The organism is Micromonospora sp. NPDC049275 (assembly GCF_043197115.1).
GTDB lineage: Bacteria > Actinomycetota > Actinomycetes > Mycobacteriales > Micromonosporaceae > Micromonospora.
Window position 1 is genome coordinate 231,117 of sequence record NZ_JBICSN010000001.1, and the last position, 16,758, is coordinate 247,874.

At 67.1% G+C, this 16,758-nt stretch carries 16 protein-coding genes and 1 pseudogene; 4 read left to right on the plus strand and 13 right to left on the minus strand.

Annotated features, from left to right (window positions below):
• Window positions 1-29: 29 nt before the first annotated feature.
• Window positions 30-512 carry a GNAT family N-acetyltransferase gene (locus tag ACGFIE_RS01145; RefSeq protein WP_393289768.1) on the minus strand — a complete coding sequence of 161 codons (483 nt, stop codon included), beginning with the start codon at window positions 510-512 and terminating at the stop codon, window positions 30-32.
• A gap of 137 nt (window positions 513-649) precedes the next feature.
• On the opposite strand from ACGFIE_RS01145, the gene ACGFIE_RS01150 reads away from it, so the two are divergent.
• Complete coding sequence (locus ACGFIE_RS01150; protein ID WP_393289770.1) at window positions 650-1,207, plus strand: excalibur calcium-binding domain-containing protein; 558 nt, start codon at window positions 650-652, stop codon at window positions 1,205-1,207.
• A gap of 69 nt (window positions 1,208-1,276) precedes the next feature.
• On the opposite strand, the gene ACGFIE_RS01155 is transcribed toward ACGFIE_RS01150, so the two are convergent.
• The 3 genes from ACGFIE_RS01155 to ACGFIE_RS01165 are packed head-to-tail and all read right to left on the minus strand — an operon-like array spanning window position 1,277 to window position 2,514.
• Entirely contained in the window at window positions 1,277-1,672 is a 396-nt protein-coding gene (locus ACGFIE_RS01155) for a hypothetical protein (protein ID WP_393289772.1), read from the minus strand.
• A 13-nt stretch (window positions 1,673-1,685) separates the two neighbouring features.
• Window positions 1,686-1,979, minus strand: coding sequence for a hypothetical protein (locus ACGFIE_RS01160; protein WP_393289774.1), 294 nt, complete (start codon window positions 1,977-1,979; stop codon window positions 1,686-1,688).
• Entirely contained in the window at window positions 1,972-2,514 is a 543-nt protein-coding gene (locus ACGFIE_RS01165; RefSeq protein WP_393289776.1) for a Panacea domain-containing protein, read from the minus strand. Before ACGFIE_RS01165 ends, ACGFIE_RS01160 begins: the two co-directional genes overlap by 8 nt.
• Before the next feature lie 256 nt (window positions 2,515-2,770).
• Here ACGFIE_RS01165 and ACGFIE_RS01170 point away from each other — a divergent pair, with 256 nt between their 5' ends.
• On the plus strand, window positions 2,771-3,691 hold the full coding sequence (locus ACGFIE_RS01170) for a hypothetical protein (RefSeq protein WP_393289778.1): 921 nt from the start codon (window positions 2,771-2,773) through the stop codon (window positions 3,689-3,691).
• Between the two features lie 443 nt (window positions 3,692-4,134).
• Here the strand turns inward: ACGFIE_RS01170 and ACGFIE_RS01175 are convergent, their stop codons facing one another.
• The 3 genes and pseudogenes from ACGFIE_RS01175 to ACGFIE_RS01185 form a co-directional block, all read right to left on the minus strand.
• Window positions 4,135-7,644, minus strand: a complete 3,510-nt coding sequence (locus tag ACGFIE_RS01175; protein WP_393289780.1) for a DEAD/DEAH box helicase — start codon at window positions 7,642-7,644, stop codon at window positions 4,135-4,137.
• Entirely contained in the window at window positions 7,634-8,404 is a 771-nt protein-coding gene (locus tag ACGFIE_RS01180; protein WP_393289782.1) for a Hachiman antiphage defense system protein HamA, read from the minus strand. The genes ACGFIE_RS01175 and ACGFIE_RS01180 overlap by 11 nt, the downstream gene beginning before the upstream one ends.
• Before the next feature lie 882 nt (window positions 8,405-9,286).
• Window positions 9,287-9,716: pseudogene (locus ACGFIE_RS01185) on the minus strand (ATP-binding cassette domain-containing protein); the annotation flags it as partial.
• A 184-nt stretch (window positions 9,717-9,900) separates the two neighbouring features.
• On the opposite strand from ACGFIE_RS01185, the gene ACGFIE_RS01190 reads away from it, so the two are divergent.
• Window positions 9,901-11,163 (plus strand): ATP-binding protein, encoded by a 1,263-nt coding sequence (locus ACGFIE_RS01190; protein ID WP_393289785.1) that lies wholly within the window; start codon window positions 9,901-9,903, stop codon window positions 11,161-11,163.
• Between the two features lie 396 nt (window positions 11,164-11,559).
• Here ACGFIE_RS01190 and ACGFIE_RS01195 read toward each other — a convergent pair whose 3' ends face one another.
• Window positions 11,560-12,033 carry an ATP-binding protein gene (locus tag ACGFIE_RS01195; RefSeq protein ID WP_363685048.1) on the minus strand — a complete coding sequence of 158 codons (474 nt, stop codon included), beginning with the start codon at window positions 12,031-12,033 and terminating at the stop codon, window positions 11,560-11,562.
• A 154-nt stretch (window positions 12,034-12,187) separates the two neighbouring features.
• On the opposite strand from ACGFIE_RS01195, the gene ACGFIE_RS01200 reads away from it, so the two are divergent.
• Window positions 12,188-13,414: a PP2C family protein-serine/threonine phosphatase gene (locus ACGFIE_RS01200; RefSeq protein ID WP_393289789.1), complete on the plus strand. Its 1,227-nt coding sequence runs from the start codon at window positions 12,188-12,190 to the stop codon at window positions 13,412-13,414.
• Between the two features lie 475 nt (window positions 13,415-13,889).
• Here the strand turns inward: ACGFIE_RS01200 and ACGFIE_RS01205 are convergent, their stop codons facing one another.
• From ACGFIE_RS01205 to ACGFIE_RS01225, 5 genes are all read right to left on the minus strand, one after another.
• A complete protein-coding gene (locus ACGFIE_RS01205) occupies window positions 13,890-14,321 on the minus strand; it encodes an NUDIX domain-containing protein (RefSeq protein WP_393289791.1) in 432 nt (143 codons plus the stop codon).
• On the minus strand, window positions 14,318-14,515 hold the full coding sequence (locus tag ACGFIE_RS01210) for a hypothetical protein (RefSeq protein WP_393289793.1): 198 nt from the start codon (window positions 14,513-14,515) through the stop codon (window positions 14,318-14,320). Before ACGFIE_RS01210 ends, ACGFIE_RS01205 begins: the two co-directional genes overlap by 4 nt.
• Window positions 14,503-15,216 carry a hypothetical protein gene (locus ACGFIE_RS01215; RefSeq protein ID WP_393289796.1) on the minus strand — a complete coding sequence of 238 codons (714 nt, stop codon included), beginning with the start codon at window positions 15,214-15,216 and terminating at the stop codon, window positions 14,503-14,505. Before ACGFIE_RS01215 ends, ACGFIE_RS01210 begins: the two co-directional genes overlap by 13 nt.
• A 343-nt stretch (window positions 15,217-15,559) precedes the next feature.
• Window positions 15,560-15,985 (minus strand): DUF6069 family protein, encoded by a 426-nt coding sequence (locus ACGFIE_RS01220; RefSeq protein ID WP_393289798.1) that lies wholly within the window; start codon window positions 15,983-15,985, stop codon window positions 15,560-15,562.
• The gene (locus ACGFIE_RS01225; RefSeq protein ID WP_393289800.1) at window positions 15,982-16,602 is read right to left on the minus strand and encodes a TetR/AcrR family transcriptional regulator; all 621 of its coding nucleotides are present in this window, start codon (window positions 16,600-16,602) and stop codon (window positions 15,982-15,984) included. The genes ACGFIE_RS01220 and ACGFIE_RS01225 overlap by 4 nt, the downstream gene beginning before the upstream one ends.
• Window positions 16,603-16,758: the final 156 nt, after the last annotated feature.

Genomic DNA, 16,758 nt, shown 5'->3' on the forward strand with positions numbered 1-16,758 from the left:
GACCCTCAGGCCCAAGCCAGGCCAGGGCGTCAGGAGTCGAGCCGCAAGCGCTCTAGGATCTCCAGGATGGGGGCACCGTAGGGCGGCATGCGCCTCTCTGGCGCCAAAGAGTTCAAGCCGCAGGCGCGGAAGAAGGCGATGTGCTCGCTGACATCGTCCGCCCGGCGCTCCTGAGGCATGAGTACCAGGAACGACAGGCCTGCAGCGTGGGCACCCTCGGCCACACGGCGCATGAGGGCGCGGCCGGCACCCTTGCGCTGCCCCTCGGGCGCTACCGCGATGGCGAAGATGAAGGCCTGGTTGTCACCGTGGCCGGGCGGCACCGTAGACCCGTAGTCGCCGTAGTCGAAGTCAGCGATGACACCGCCAATGACCTTGTGGACGCCCTCGACGCCCGACTCCACGGCCACCCAACACTGCACACCCTCAGGGTCACAGTCGAGCTCCACAGCGCTCAGGATATCCGCCAGCTCATCCAGGTCGGCTCGGGTCGGCTGTCGCACCTCGATCACCCGGCCACCGTACCGAATCGCCCCGACTTCGCTCTTCGCCTGAAGCAGCTTCCGAGCGGGACCAAGTCACCTTCCTGACACCCCGGCATCCGGTCGGCCGATCACCACCGCCGATCAGCCCCGGCACACTCGCGTAGGTGAAGCCCTTGAAGCCCGCGCAGACGCTCGCACTCACCGCCGCCGCGGTCGTCGGCATGATCATCTGCGGGGCAAACATCGGCGACGACAAACCGGCCGCCCAAAGTCAGCCTCAACTGTCCGCGTCGGCTCAGGTGCAGCGCATCACCGCCACGAACGCCAGCACCAACAGCCCTGTGCAGATGCCGCAGCCCACCGCCGTCGCCGTCTCGCCTACTAGTGCAGCGCCGGCCCGAGAAGGGGCACCCAAGCCGTCGCGCACCAGTAGTCCACCCACAACGCCGTACTACAAAAACTGCGACGCAGTCCGAGATGCCGGAGCGGACCCTCTCTACCCGGGTGAGCCCGGCTTCCGACCCGAGCTGGACCGCGACGGCGACGGGGAGGCGTGCGAACCCGACGGCGGCAACGGCGACACCGGTCCCGCCCCAGACGGCGACGCGTACTACGCCAACTGCACCGAGGTTCGGGAGGCAGGCGCCGACCCGATCCATAAGGGCGACCCAGGCTACTCGCGGAAGCTGGACCGGGACGGCGACGGCGTCGGCTGCGAGTAGCGCCAAGGCGCTACGAAGCCCGACCAAACAGGATGTCGGGGCTTCCTACTATCCGGCACCCGGTCGGCGCTACCGGATGTCGGGGAGGATCGACGCGAACAGCTCGGATCCGTCGACGAACACGACCCGCATGCCGCCCGGCTTCGTGCTGCCACCCCACTCGGCGTATGTCTGCGCCGACTTCAGACGCGGCAGACCAGCCTCCGCAACCGTGCGGGTGATCGCCTCCGCCCAGCCAGCCGGGTCGGATGGCGACGCCTGAACGGCGGGGATGACACCAGCGTTGTCCGGGTCGAGCGGCGCCGCCTTTTGATCGCCGCCCACCAGTTGCAGATGCAGCCGACCGGCCACCGTGAGGCCGACTGGTTTCGGCCCAGAGCCCGTCGACCAGCGGTCAACCTGCCCCGCCCACGGCTGCGCTGCCAGCACGTTGGCAAGCCAACCCTCAAAATCGCGCACAATCATCGTCTCGGTCCGTTCAGGTTGGCAGCGACAGCGGAGCGATGCTGTTGCACGTCACCGTCCGCTCACGTTCGCGAACGAAATAGGAACACACCACAACGGCCTCATCCCGCAACGACAGCGGCACATGCCCCCACCACAGGTTGTCGAAGCCCTGTTCGCGACGCACCCCTTGGAAGGGGTCTTCGAAGCGGGACAGCACCCACGCCGTCACCTGGTTGATCAAGTCCTGGTCGGGCTGGAACTGAGCGATCCAGAGATCGAGGTGCCGGTCGAACCCGCGCAGCACCCACAGAGACGCGTCAGACACCCGCCGTCATCCTCGCCCGGAGGGCATCGATGCTGTCGACGTCTCCGGGCTGGTGGGCGGCAGCGGTTTCGTACAGCCAGTCGCGGACCTGCGCCGTGTCGAAGGCAGGACCATCGGTGGCTGCCCCCGCCGTCTGGAAGTAGCCCTTGATCCACTCGTGGCGGATAGCAACGCTGCCGCCCGGCGACCGGCTGGTGTTGGCGAGCTGCCATGGCGTCTCGCTGTGCGTCAGGTGTTCCAGGTCGTTGCCGGTGAGGTTGCCGTACCGGGACATCACATACCCGATGGTGTTCAGTTCGGCCTCGCCCAACTCCGCGTCAAAGGCGGGAACGTCGCCGTCCTTCTCCTGCCGCCACAGAGTGCCCACGACCGGGCCCATGTCCCACGCGGAGATCGTCTCGTCAAACAGGGGGCGGTTGAAGGTCGCCAGGTGGTGCCCTTGGCAGTAGTAGAGCAGCTTGTGCAGCTTCTTCGCGCCCAGGCCGGGGAGGCGTCGGCGGAGTTCCGCGGCGATGGTGTGGGCTGTGGCGGCCATGGCCCCAGTCTACGAGCAGGGCGGACATTCGTGGCAGGGCGAAACGGTCGCGGTTGGGTCTGCCGAGTTCGACGATCAGGTCGAACCGAGAGCCCGGGGAGGATGGCCGGGAACCGCGCCGCGGCTGACATCGTCTCAGAGGTGCACGAATTGCGTGAATCAAGCACCAAGGAGCGATATGCGAGTAATCGTCAAAGCCTTTGTCGTGATAGTGGCCTTGGTCGGACTGGCCGCGTGTGGTGAGGGTGCGCCCACGATGGCCGAGGCACCGAACGACGGGCGGGAGGCGCAGCCATCCGTTGCCGTGACCGGCACACCGGTTGTCCGATCCGGGTGGACCTCCTGCGCGGTCGACGCCCCACTCGGGGACGACGGGCGTCCGCCCCATATCCGCACCCTGCCGCGCCTAGGCACCGACTTCGCGGTCGCGTCCGCGGTCCACTGCCAACTCGAGCCGCAGCGACGCGCGAACGGCGGTGAGGACCTGGTCCTCACCGAGGGCCGAGCCACCGATGTGAGGGCGCTTCTTGCCGCGCTACGCCTGCCCGATGACAGGACCATCATCGAGGCCTGCACCCTGGAGATGCCGTGGGAACCGAACCTGTTGCTCTTCGACGCGCAAGGCCGATGGATCCGGCCAGGGCTGCCGATGGACACCTGCGGCAAGCCAGTCCCCGAGATCCCGGAGGCGGTCCGAGGTCTGCGGCTGACCACCGTGTCGGAGACGGTCGTACGCGAAATCCTGTCAGCCGGGGCGGCTGCGTCCGGGTGCGGCCAGGAATGGTCGGACGTGGTGGCCGCCGAAAGCAGGAATCCGTCGTCCCTGCCGAGGCCGGGCAAGGTGGCGATCCCGTCGGCCGCACAGCTGCGTCTGTGCGTATACCGGGTGTCGGCGGAGCAGCAGGGGACACCCCAACCCGCCGGGACCTTCGAACACGGGTTACTCCTGCCTCAGCAGCGGCGCGCGGCCATCGAACGCACGTTGGCGGTGCTCACCCCGGTCAAGACGTGCTCAGGTGCGGCGGACCGGTTCGCTGTGCTGCAAAACCCCGCCATAACGGGCGGTGAGATTTACGTTGAACTCGACCATTGCCGGCGGGTCCTGTCCACACCGATGTACGGCCCGCCGATCCTGGCTCAGGCCAACAACACGCTCATCGCACTGCTCGAGCCGTAGCCGCCAAAGCCGGGCCAGCTTCGACGCCCTCAGGACGGAAGCCTTGCCAGGGCCCGCGCTGCCGGCGCCGGAACTGGCAGGTCAATCGCGGATGTGCGGTGAGCGGGACCCCGGCTGGGCAGCGGAACGGTGGTCAGTGTCGAGCGAGGCGAGGTCGGAGTCAACGGAAGTTGCCGATTGAGTGCCTCGGGCAGTTGTCACGGACGTCGTCGCCCACGTTCGACACGCTAGTACGCCGAGCAACGCGAACGCATCGTCGTGCGAGTTGTAGATCAGGCGACTCCAGCCCATCTCGCGGGGTTCGCAGTTCTGTGGGTTCGCGCCTCTTGTGAGTTAGCGGATTGATCTGACCGTCTGGCTGCACTTTAGCCACCTCGTTGCGGTGCCAACGGAGCACCGGAGCCTGACGCCGGGTCAGCGGGTGTGCTGCTACTACGAAGCCCTCACCTGGTGGTATCCGACTTAGGCGGGAACAGATCGTTGGGGCCGCGATAGCGCAGGCGGATGCCCCCGGCCGCAGGCAGCGACTGGGCGCGCAGGACGCCCTGCCGGTCAGGGTTGAGACCAACCGCGGCTTCCGCCAGCAGGTCGAATCCAGTGGACCAAATCTCAATCCGGCCTACTCCGGCGTCCGTGACCCGCAGCCACGTCCCGCTGGGCGGCGCCGTGGCATGCCAGGCGACCTCCAGCACGTCATGAATTTTTTCCGGGCGCCATCGACCTGCGCGCCGGTCTCGAGACGGGTTGACGAACGCCTCCCATGCCGAGCGGGACTCGGGTTTCGGCCAGTGCGGGTCGAGGGCCCGCGCGGGGTCAAGGTCATCAATCCACTGGTGCATGCCGGCGACCGAGTCGAAGATGGCGCCGGTGCTGGTCACCGCCGAAATAGCGGCCAGGCGATGATCGAATCCAGCACGGATCAACAACGAAGCCTCCCGACTGAACGTTCCCGTCTCGATCGCGGTCACCGCCGTACCCAGCAGCGCGTCGGCGGCGGTGTTGTCCTGGGCGTTCTCATAGACCCGAGCGGCTTCCATCCCCCAGACCAGTCGGTAGATCACATCGTCCTCGATGAATTGCGCGATCTGGACACGGTCGCCGGTGACGTCACTTAGCGCTGCGCCGTGGACCCAGTGCCGCAGCACGTCGTCCCAATTGGCGAGCGGGTTCTTGATCGCGAAGGTGTCCATCGCGGACACCAAGCCGGCAATCGCCACGATCACGTCGGCGGCCCGGTCGTGGTCGCCCTCGGCGATCGCGGCCTCCGCCTGACTGGCCAGGGCGATGATGTTCCGGGATACCTGGGAGAGCTCCGAGCCGGCGTGCGCGCCTAGACCCGCCAGATACCAGCCGCGGCGCTGGGAGGCCGTCGCGGTCTGCCACAGGTATCTGGTACGGCTGAACACCACGGCCCGCAGGGCCGTCTGCGGAGTGGCTTCGTAGCGGCGCAGTTGTCGCTCGAACAGCGAATCACGCAGGGCATCGGCCAGAATCTGCGTCGCGGCGTCCGCGACGGTGTCCTGGTCGCCGTCACCGACGATGCTGAGGATGCCGATGTCGAGCAGCGCCAGGTTGGACCGCCAGGCGGCAGCGTCGGCCGCGCGTTGCTCGGCGGTGCCGTGCGAGGCGACCGGCAGGGACCAGTCCGGCCCGCCGGTCAGGTAGGTCAGCAGCGGATCGAGCGACGCGAGCCCATAGGCTGCGAGCATCTGCCGCAGCAGGGCGATTCCGACGCCGATGAGTCCCGATTGCAGCGTCTTGCCGGCCTCCCCCCTGCTGAGCTGCAGCCAGTCCCGGCGGCGGCTCTGGCCTGAATCGAAGATCGGATAGAGGACGAGGCCCTCGGTATCGACGAAGGCCCGGCCGGCGCGGCCGATCACGTTGGCGAACTCGGAACCTTTGAGCAGGTCCCTGCCGCGTCGCAGGCCGTGGAACAGCACTGCCGATGCGGACAGGTTCAGGCCCTGCGCCAAGGTCGGCGACGCGATGGTGACCTTCAGATTGCCCCGCTGCAGCAGCCGTTCGACCTCACGACGGAACGGGCCCGGAAGCGCCCCGTGATGGATGGCCACCCCGAGCTCGAGACATCGCAGGATCGGGTCGTCCGGCCCGAACCATTCAGCGCCGACGGCGAGCGCTTCGCTGAGGTCGATGCCGGGCGGCAGCACGGAGGAAATCAGACCGCGCGCATGAAGATCGATGATTTTGCTGGCGTAGGGCACGACCGAGTTGCGCTGGGGGCAGAAGACCAGCACGGTCTGACCTTCCTCGACCAGCCGCCAGCCGGTGGCGATGACGTGTTCGCGCTGGTCGGCCGGGAATAGCCTGCGGCGGCGGCCGGACGGTTTCGTCGCCTCGAAGTAGCGGGGAATGAACGACTGATCGGGGCCGAAGGTGATGGTCAACCGGGCATGGTCGTCGCGCCACTCGACCAGGCCGAAGCGTTGCTGCGTCGGACGCCACTTCTCGTGGTGCAGGCCCTGTGGCTCGTCATGGGTGATCCAGGCGACGAAGTCGGCGAGTTCGTCGCCTGAGGGGAAGACCGCCGACAGGCACAGGATGCGGCGCGAGTCGGCGTCGGTGCGGCGCAGCAGCCGCTGGATCTGGGCCTCGTAGCGGACCTCGCGCTCGGAGGCTCCGATCATGTGCCCCTCGTCCAGGACGACCAGGCCGACGTCGTCGAGCAGGGACGGGTCGGACCGCAAGGCGAAGTCAAGCTTCTCCGGGGTCGCCACGACGATCTGCCCGGTGCGCAGCGTGTCCTCGTCCACGTCGCTGGTGCCCATGCTGCCGTACAGCGACGAGACCCGGATTCCCAGCGGCGCGAAGGTCCGGGTGAGAACGATCTCGGTCTGCGCGGACAAGGCGCGCAGCGGGGTGACGTACACCGTCCGCCGCCTGCGGGCCAGGCAGGCCAGGATCGCCAGCTCGGCGATGCGGGTCTTGCCGGCGCTGGTCGGCAGCGCCACGACCAGGTCCCGGGAGTCCTGGAAGAGGTGGTGCACGACGTTGAGCTGAGAGGGCCACAGATCGATCTCGCTGCGTTCGCGGGCCAGCAGTGAGGCGACGAAGGTGCGCCGCAGGTAGTGCCAGTGCTTGATGTCACTGTCCGCCCCGGGCGGTGGGTCCTGCGGGATGTTGGTTTCCAGGCTGTTGCCGAACAGGTCATCCAGCAGATGCCGCGTGAGGCGGTAGATCCACCAGGGTCCGGGCGCGTTCACGTCGGAGGATGCCTGCTCACCGAGCTGAAGTTGCTGCAGCGCGGCATCGAGTAGGTCACGGCGGCCGATCTCGATCGCAAACAGGGCAGCGGTGACCGCGGACAGGTAGTTCTCGCTCAGCAGGAGCAATACCGGCCCGACCTGGTCTGCCGGGGGGTCCGCACTGGTGCCGATCTGCGCGTCGGTGAACGCCGCGAGCAGGGACTGCTCGGTGGTCTGCGGCGAGGAGCGCAGCAGCCGGGTCCGCTGCTCGACGGCACCCAGGTCGCGCATCAGCACATCCGCGAGGCTCTGCTCCATCGGGGTCAGCCGGCCCGACGTACGGCTCGCCTGGATCAGCGAATACGCGCGGGCGGCGTAGCCGCCGAGATGGCTGGCTGCACCGGCGACGAGGTGGTGAAAAACCAGCTCCGCTCCGGGCACCGCGTTGCGGGTGGCTGCCTCGATGGCGTACGAGCTCTGGATGAATCCTCGCTGTGCCACCGCGATCTGCTCAGGCAGGAGGTCGTCGCTGCCGGTCTCCATCAGCATGAGGCTGGTGGACAGCAGGGCGTACCCGTAGTTGAGCAGGTCGGCGTCCAGGAAGGTGCTGAACTGGGGGGCGCCCGGGGGCAGGATTCCGGCTCGGCGAATCACCGATTGGGCCTGTCCCCGGGCCAGCAGCCGACTGCGGAACCCGGCGTCCGTGGCAGCTGTCAGCCGGGCGGCCAGCTCCTGCGCGTCACGAGCCATCGGCGATCACTATCTCGTAGGCGTCCCGAATGAACTCCTGGTGACGCTGAACCTGCAAGGTGATCGTCAGCTGCGGCACCGGACCGGAGTAGGCCTGAAGATCTGCGGCCACCTGGCTGCTGGGGTCGTTGCTGGTGAAAAGGAACATCAGGTGACTCACCCGGTTGGGCCGGACGCCGTCCTCCAGCAGCAGGTCGATGATTGCGTTGCCCAGATCGTCGTCGGCCGTTCCCAGAAGCCGGTCGGCGAACTGGGTAAGCGAGTGCGGCGAGGGCATCTCCTCGTTGCGGGCCAGGCCCTCACGGGCGGCGGTGATGGTGGGTTTGCCGACTTTCGTACGGCTCTTAGCTTCCGCCTTGACAATGACTGGTTTGCCGTCACTGTGCAGCTTCGCCCCGAGCGCATCGTCGCCCCGCATCGCCCACTCCTGATGATCGCGGTGGATCAGCCGGCTCGGCCCCACCACATACCTGGCCTCCTCATGCAGGTAGGCCGTCGCGAGGATCTCACCCATGTCCCCTGACCGAGCGGCCTTCTCGGTGGGCACCTTGTTGCGTAGGTACTTGGCCAGAGCATCCTTCTCCAGCCGCTCAGCAATCGCCGCGAGGGCCCCGGACGCGGCGTACGCGGCTGGCAGCGCAGCGGCGAGCGCGGTAACCCCGGTGCTGTCGTCGTACGACTGGATCAGGCCAGCGCGGTGGCCGCTAGTGGGGATGGGCGTCCCAATGGTGCACCAGCTCCGAAATTCAGCCGTATCCACCTACGCACGCGTCCTTTCCCCAAGTCAGGCCTCGGTGGACGAACTGTACCGAGCAAGCGGTCCGGGTACGTCATTCCTTCGAGCGCACTCGCCAGCCGGATATGACCTCGCCTGGACACTCGCTACGCCGTGTCGTCGGGTCATGCTGGCGCCGCGGTGACACGGTCACGATCTGCGCGGCCTGATCCGCTGGGAGGCAAAGAAGTGACCGTTACCTGCAGCCTCCTGCACGAAGGGCTGCACAGCACAGTATTGAGCGGCGGCGGAGGGGCCGAACCGACGGCGAGAACCCACTCGTCGCCGAGCATGCCGAAAACAAGGTCGCTGTCCCCGAACCGCAGCACGAGACCGACGCAGACCGCGTCGCCGTCGTTGCCGACGATTCACGGCGCCGTCGTTGAGCCGGGCGCCGATGAACCCGGACAGCACGTCCGGACGCCGTGCCTAGCCTGGTCTCTCCGTACTCGTCCAAGTCGTAGGACGGTAAGGATCCTCCTTCGCGAGCAGGAGTTGGTCGTCGCGACCGTGCAAACCGACCGGCATCGAGGCGACACTCCGACCAGGACTTTCGTCGACCGGCAAATCTCCAGCAACCGATCACAGCAACACCCCTGTGCGACCGATTTTCGGGCTTCAGTACAAGGAAACCGCAGGTCAGTAGCCTGCGGCGGAAGAATACGCACGGTTTAGGAAACCGATGCTCTATCCCCTGAGCTACGAGGGCGCGAGGGCCTAGTCTAGCGACCTTGGGTTCACCTGGGGTGGCAGGGAGTGGCCCACGTTCACCCACGTTCCCGGGCCGCCGTTCTCCCAGCCCAGGACCACACACCGAGTCTCTATGTGACTCCGGGTGATCTTGCAGCTCCACCCTCAGCGCGCGCCTCACCGCGGTGCCGTCCGGGCACCACGCAGAACCGCCGTGTAGCCCGCGTTCGATCGGGGAGTCGCCGCTGTCGCCGTCCCCACCGGCGGCAATCAGCTCGTCGGGGAGGTCGGTGAAGGCCAGCCGCCCGCCGTCGACCAGGTTCACCCGGGTGCACGCCGCTACGACGTCCTCGACCAGGTGAGTGCTGACCAGGACCACGGCATCAAGGCCCAGATCCCGCAGCAGCGCCCGGAACTGCACCCGCTGCTCCGGGTCCAAGCCGGCGGTCGGCTCGTCCGACAGCAGCAGCCGAGGGTCGTTCACGATGGCCTGGGCGATGCCGGCGCGGCGCAGCATCCCGTCGGAGAGGTGCTTCATCCGATCGTCGGCCCGCTCCAGCAGGCCGACCCGCTCGATCGCCCGGTCCACCGCCAGCGGGATCCGCGCTGGGAGAATCCTTTCCCGAACTCGCCGCAACGCGACGTAAGCCGTGGACCCCTTCCACTAACCGCCTCGCCCGCTTGGCGCCCGCAGATCGAACATCAAACTACCGCGTACCGAACGCGCCGGGGCCCGCAAATCGCAAGCCGAGCCCCCCGCAGATCGAAAGCGCGGCCGTTATGATGACGCGGTGCCCACACCGCACCTAATCCCCCGCCGCGCCGCCGCGCAGGTCAATGCCGCCTTGGCGGACACCCGCGTCGTCTTGATCAGCGGAGCACGCCAGGCAGGCAAGAGCACCCTGGTCCGCCTCGTTGCCGGCGATCGTCTAGCCGAGCGCCGCGATCTCGATCGGGCTCAGGACCGGGCGGCGGCGATCGCCGACCCGGTCGGGTTCGTGGACTCCTCCGAACTCCTGGTCATCGACGAGATCCAGCGCGCCCCGGAACTCCTGTTGGCCATCAAGGCCGCGGTCGACGAGGATCCCCGTCCGGGCCGGTACCTGCTCACCGGCTCGTCTCGCCTCTTCGGCATGGTGGCTGCCCCGGACGCGCTGCCCGGCAGGATGGAAACCGTCGAACTCTGGCCGTTCTCCCAAGGCGAACTTGACGCAGCGCCGGACGGATTCATCGACGCCGTCTTCGCGCTCGGCCCGGACCTGCGGCACGACTCGGACGTGACCCGCGCCGACTACGCGGCCCGAATCGTGCGCGGCGGCCTACCCGAGGCCACAACCCGCACCGACCCGCGCCGCCGCCAACGGTTCCTCGACGCCTACGTACAGGCACTCATCGACCGCGACGTCCGCCAACTGTCCGACATCCAGCACAAGGGCGAACTACGCAAAATGGTACGCCTGCTCGCGGCCAGATCCGCGACCATCATCGCCGCCAACTCCCTCGAATCCGCACTCGGGCTCAGTCGACCGACGATCGCCCGCTACCTCCAGGCCCTGGAAGAGATCTTCCTGATCAAACGGATCCCGGGCTGGTCCCGCAACCTGGGCACCCGCGCCACCGCCGCGTCGAAACTGATCTTCGTCGACCCCGGCATCGCCGCCAACGAGATCGCGACCGACGCCCGGGCACTACTCCGACCGGGCGCACCGTTCGGCCCGCTGCTCGAATCATTCGTCCTGTCCGAGCTTTCCCGGCAGCTCACCTGGTCCGAGCAGTTCGTCGACCTGTCCCACTACCGCGACCAGAGCAGGTACGAAGTCGACGCGGTGCTCGAGAACCGAGCTGGTCAGGTGGTCGGGATCGAAGTCAAAGCAGCCACCACCGTCGGACCCGACGACTTCCGCGGGCTACGCCGGCTCGCCGAGCGCCTCGGCAATGACTTCGTCGCCGGCATCGTCCTCTATACCGGAACCTCCACGCTGCCGTTCGGCGACAAACTCCGCGCCATGCCGGTCAGTGCTCTGTGGCAGGCTCCCGCCCCGACAGCAGACTGAGGATCGCGCAGCGACCTGCACACGAGGCCAAGAAGCGAAGAGCCGCAGGTCATCGGCCTACGGACAGCGGCAGAGCGTCGGGGTAGGAAACCGATGCTCTATCCCCTGAGCTACGAGGGCGCGAGTGGTCAGTGTAACGACCTGCGGGTCGACCCGCGTTGGCAGGGAGTGACCCGCGTTGGCCCGGTGAAACGCCCCTACCGACTACCACACGCGGATCACACCGGACGGGTCTGCGACCATGATCGTCAGCCCGGTAAACCTGGATTGGTACGGATTGACCCGAGATGACGTCTGCTGGAGACCACATGGCGACCACATCACCAAGATCAACCAGGGCCTACGGGCGGACCCTCGCCCCATGACTGGTTGGTGGCGACAGATGAAGGGTAGCGGCTAGCCGGCGTTGCGGGTGCGAGCCGCGATTCGGATCGTGGTGCCTGCGGGCCCGCTGGCGACGAAAAGGTAGTCGGCCAATTGCCCGACCATCCATAGGCCCATCCCTCCAATGCCGGACAGGGGCGGTCGCTCGACGCCCGGAACGTAGTGAGCGGTGTTGAAGCCCTGCCCCTGGTCGGCCACTTCGCACATGAGCTGATCGTCCAGGAGCAGGCGTACCGAACCTCCACCTCCCCCGTGTCGAATCGCGTTGATCAACAGTTCGTTGACTGCGGTCACCCAGTCCTCAATCTCGTCCTGGCCGAGGCCGCACCGGCGACTGACTACATCCACCTCGCTGCGAACGCGGGCGAGGTCCGTGAGGGCGAACGACGTCGAGAAAAGGGGCCTCCCGGCGGTCGGCGCATGCTGGTCGCGAGGTGGGACCCCCACTGCTTCCCCTCTCCGTCCGGACGCGGAGGCCAGCGGCATTGCGGTGGCGCGAACAGCGTGCGCTCTCCGAAACGGGCTCACGGACGATAAGGCATCAATCTGACAGGGGAAGGTACCCCACGTCGAAGAAGCGACACTGTTGATCTCGATCCCGGCGCGCCATCGACGGCGTGCCGACGTCTACGCTGCCTGAGTGGCCGGTCCCGAGGTGGTGACGAATGAGGAGCGGCTGCGTCGTATCGAGACGATCACCGATGCCGCCCTGTCGGGCTTGGCCACCGCCGAGTTACTCGACGAGTTACTCGAACGGGTCCGAGACCTGCTCAAGGTCGATACCGCCACCATCCTGCTACTCGAAGGTCACACCGGCGAACTCGTCGCGACGGCGGCCAAGGGATTGGAGGAGGAGGTGCGCCGGGGCTTCCGCGTCCGGGTCGGACGCGGCTTCGCCGGCCGGGTGGCGGCCACACGGGCGCCGGTCACGATCTATGACGTCACGCCTGACGACGTGGTCAATCCCATCCTGCTCACCACGGGTGTACGTGCCCTGCTGGGCGTGCCCATGCTTGCCAACGGCGACCTCGTCGGCGTACTGCACGTCGGCTCCTTGACCCTGCGACGGTTCGGTCCCGACGATGTGCGGCTGCTTCAACTCGTCGCCGATCGCGCCAGCTCCGCAGGCCAGGCCCGAGCGCAGATCCTCGACCGGCAGGCAGCGCTCGCCCTGCAACGCAGCCTGCTACCCGCCCGACTACCCGACATTCCCGGCCTAGACCTGGCCGCCCGGTACGTACCCGGCCACGACCTCGGCATCGGCGGCGACTGGTACGACGTGTTCATGTTGCCCTCGGGCTGGCTGGGTGCCGTCATCGGCGACGTCTCCGGCCACGGCCTGCCATCGGCCGTCGTCATGGGACGCATCCGCAGCGCGCTGCGCGCCTACGCACTCGATTCCGACGACCCCGCCAAGGCGCTGACCTCCCTCGACCGCAAGATCTACCACTTCGAGGCCGGCACCCTCACCACCGCCGTCTACGCCCTCATCGCACCAGACCGCGCGACAGTCCACCTCTCCTGCGCAGGTCATCTGCCACCGCTGCTGGCTGTCCCCGGCCAACCCACCCAGCTCGTCACCCTGGCGGTGGACCGGCCCCTCGGTGTGGGCCGACCGATGACCAATCGCCGCACCACCGTTGTCGACCTGCCGCCGGGCGCAACGCTCGTCTTCTACACCGACGGGCTCATCGAACGCCGCAACGAACTGATCGACACCGGCATCGAGCGCCTCGCTGCCGCCGTGCAATCCGAGCCGGCCGAGGCATTGTGCGACCACATCATGGCCACCACCGCCGAGGACCAGCCCAACGACGACATCGCCCTGCTGGTCATCGGCCGCCAATCACCAGCGGACGATCGTTGACCTTCCGTACCCTGCCCGGCCGCCAACTTCACGGCCTCGGCACCGGCCTCGTGCTGTTCACCCGCCGCCGGCAGCCCGTTGGTCGAACCGACTGACCGATAGTCCCCGCCAGGCCGCGCTATCGGACCCCGGCCGGGACGTACGCAGAGGACCTCCTCCTCGAAACCCCTGGCTGTCGCCTGCTGCAGCAGCCAAAGGCCGCAACCCGCGGCAACGCGGCATTGCCGGTGGACCCCTTCCGCTCTCGAACTCGGCATTGACTGGCGTGCCAGCGAACTGCCGTCGACCTGTCAGCCGCCGCAGGTTCGGCGATAGCCGCTTCTTCACCGGCAATAGGAAGCGCGGCATTTCGTGGCCGTCTCGCGACCGGGGCGAATTATTGGGTTCGACGGCATCGGCGGTGAGCAGGTAATGCCGTCAGCGTAGCTCGGGCGCTACATCGCCGCGCACTGCCAACTTCGCGACGGGCGCCCGATCACGAATGCAGCCTAGCCACGAGAGCACCCTGGCCAGCTTGCAGCACGTGTGCATCCTTCAGCGGTATCCAGAAGCACTCGAAGCGGGTTGGCGCCTGGTTACCGTCATGGTCTTCTTGACTCGCCCACCGCTCAGGCGCGGACCCTATTAGCTCCAACTGAAAGACATGACGATACTGGATCTCGAACCGGAGCGGTGTGATGTCGTACTCAACCTCCCCCAGTTTGCGGACAACGCGAAAGCCCGGCAGCCCGGTTTCCTCCCGCGCCTCGCGCAGCGCCGCATCCACCGGGGCCTCACCGGCACGAACGCTGCCTCCCGGCACCTGAATACCGACCTGCTCGTAGCTGAAGTCGGTGTGACGGAAGACAAGCAACCGGCCCTCTCTCACCACATAGCAGAGCACCTTTTCCACCACGGCCTTCGTCATCGCGCCATCTCCCGTTCCGGCAACAGGCAGGACGAGATGGCGTTGCCGTGGCGAGTCTGGACGGCCTGCTGACCGACGTCGTGGACGCGTGGCTGCTGGAGGCGCGGCCGTGTGATGTCGCGCATCACCACTTGGGTCAATTCGTGATGGAAATCCGCAAAAAACGAACGAGGCGCAGCTATCAGCAAATGCATGCGTTCACTGCTTCTCGGACGTCGTGGGGATTCGTGACGACCGCAGGGAGTACGGTTACGCCCGAGTTTCTCAGCCTACGAAGGTAGAGGGACCCGGAGAAAACAGTAACCGGGACATCGGTCCAAGCATCTCGCTCTGTCGGCGTCCGACTCGTCACTGTCGACCACGGGTCGAGCCCACTTCGGCTTATCGGTCGCCAAATTGCGAGGACTCTCTTGATTTCGTGCGATTGCTGGTCGTAGCTGTCGGGAACTTTGAGAGGCAAACAGACCTTGTTGATCTGATCCCACCGGTCAGCGAGCAAGATCTTGCTGACCTCGTCCCAGCCCTGCTTGGCGTAACGGCTCAGATCGTACTCGTTGGCATCGAGAACGTGCCTTCCATCGGCGGACGAAGCGGTCCAGGTCTTGCACTCAACTGCGACGAGGTCGCGCTCGTCCAGGGTGAGCCACGCATCGAGATCACGCTGCGACGGGATCTCGCCGTCGGTGAACATTCGATTGTCGCGATGCGGCGACCCGGGCAGGCGATGAACCCTGTGCCCTGCGGACACGTAGGCATGCGCGAGAGCTTCGACGAGGACAGCTTCGCCGAAGAGCGATGACAGTCGACCGGTCAGGCTCGTCTGGCCCTCGATCCTGCTGTCGAACCGCCGGAGGAGTTCCTCGACGTGGTAGCCGCGGGGGGTCGGGATTTCCATTGGTCACGGCTCCTTTGGACTTACGGGGGGCCCAGGCCCGACGACGCGGCCGAAGGTCGCATCAGCTCGCTATTGGCGAACCAACGCCCCCATGCTCACCGTCTATGCACAGAACACCCAGCCATAGATACCATCCTGACGGCGACGGCTGGATGCGTAGTGTCAGCTTCATGAGTGAGTCGGGTGAAGGCCCTGCGAGCACGGACTAGCGCCAGAGAACGTCGACGCGGCGCGTCGCCCCCCTGGTCGATGTCACCAGCGTCCTGGACCCCGACGGCACCACCCGGGCCTACTCCGTGCACGGCGAGCGACTACTCCTAAGCCGCAGTCCTGTGGTTCGAGGTCAGCGGTCGCCGTCGGTGATCGTGCTGAGGGCTGGGCGGGCGGCGGTGCGGGTCATGACCGTCATCAGCACGGCCGCGACCGCCACGTGCAGGGCGCCGAGGACGATCCGGGTCGCGACGTCCATGCCGGGGGTCGAGATCGGCGCGAAGGACACCAGCAGGACCCCGAGCGCGATGATCGTCCACACGAGCCGCGCGGACCGGGGCAGTACCCGCTCCAGGAATGCGAGCAGCGCCCAACCACCCAGGGCGGCGGCCAGCGCGACGATCACGACCGGAGCAAGACCGATTTCCAGCCTTTCCCGCCCGGGTGGCCCACCGGTGACGATGAGCCGGTGCCCCAGCAGCGGAACGGCGACCATCCAGAGGGCGGCGGCCACACCAACGGCCCCGACCACACCCCAGATTCGGTGGCTGCGGTTCATGTGGCAGCCGACGCAGGATCGATCACGCCGTGCAGGAACACGTCGACCAGCGTCTCGACCGGAGTCTCCGCGCCCCCGGGCCCTCCTCGCCGGCCCATGAGAATGCCGAGGAAGATGACGGCAAGCTGTTCGACCGGCAGTCGCAGCGCGGCCCGGTCGGGTTCCAGCAGTCGAATCAGCGCCTGGTGGGTGCGCTCGCCCGCCGCTGCCCGACTGCCGGTCGCGCTGCTGTCGGCCGACCCGCGTCGCTCACCGCGGCGGCCACCGGAGTGCAGCGCCGCGATCACCGCGCCCATCCGATCCAGGTAGGCGTGCAGGGTCGCTGCCGCCTCGGTCAGCCTGGCGGCCAGGGGTTGATCCAACGGCACCGCGTCGAGTTCGGCGAGAACATGGTCGTTACGCAGGGCAGCCGACAGACAGGCGGCTAACAGCTCGTCCTTGTCGGCGAAGGCCCGAAACACCGTCGCCTCACCGATCCCGGCCGCTTTGGCGATCTGCAGGGTGGTCACCGCGGAGCCGTGCTCGACCAGCAGAGGCAGCGCCGCAGCCACAATCATCTCGCGTCGATCTTCCGCACTCATCCCCGGCGCTCTGCGCCGGCTGGGCGTCTCAGTCATGCCAATCAGCCTACGGAGTGAGGACTCACTCCGTCAACGAGATTTGGCATGGTGAACCCCCGGCCGAGGACGGGGTGTTTCATTGACGTAAACCGATGGTGAACTTACTATCGTCGAATCGATTCGAGCCTGCGGACCTGTGGCCTGTAGGCAGAT

What these genes read in the sequence shown, in the direction of transcription:
- ACGFIE_RS01155 (WP_393289772.1), bottom strand. Translation starts at nt 1,672, where the DNA reads ATGATTGTGCGCGATTTTGAGGGTTGGCTTGCCAACGTGCTGGCAGCG.
- ACGFIE_RS01165 (WP_393289776.1), bottom strand. Translation starts at nt 2,514, where the DNA reads ATGGCCGCCACAGCCCACACCATCGCCGCGGAACTCCGCCGACGCCTC.
- ACGFIE_RS01170 (WP_393289778.1), top strand. Translation starts at nt 2,771, where the DNA reads ATGGCCGAGGCACCGAACGACGGGCGGGAGGCGCAGCCATCCGTTGCC.
- ACGFIE_RS01175 (WP_393289780.1), bottom strand. Translation starts at nt 7,644, where the DNA reads ATGGCTCGTGACGCGCAGGAGCTGGCCGCCCGGCTGACAGCTGCCACG.
- ACGFIE_RS01195 (WP_363685048.1), bottom strand. Translation starts at nt 12,033, where the DNA reads ATGCCGCTGGCCTCCGCGTCCGGACGGAGAGGGGAAGCAGTGGGGGTC.
- ACGFIE_RS01205 (WP_393289791.1), bottom strand. Translation starts at nt 14,321, where the DNA reads ATGACGAAGGCCGTGGTGGAAAAGGTGCTCTGCTATGTGGTGAGAGAG.
- ACGFIE_RS01210 (WP_393289793.1), bottom strand. Translation starts at nt 14,515, where the DNA reads ATGCATTTGCTGATAGCTGCGCCTCGTTCGTTTTTTGCGGATTTCCAT.
- ACGFIE_RS01215 (WP_393289796.1), bottom strand. Translation starts at nt 15,216, where the DNA reads ATGGAAATCCCGACCCCCCGCGGCTACCACGTCGAGGAACTCCTCCGG.
- ACGFIE_RS01220 (WP_393289798.1), bottom strand. Translation starts at nt 15,985, where the DNA reads ATGAACCGCAGCCACCGAATCTGGGGTGTGGTCGGGGCCGTTGGTGTG.
- ACGFIE_RS01225 (WP_393289800.1), bottom strand. Translation starts at nt 16,602, where the DNA reads ATGACTGAGACGCCCAGCCGGCGCAGAGCGCCGGGGATGAGTGCGGAA.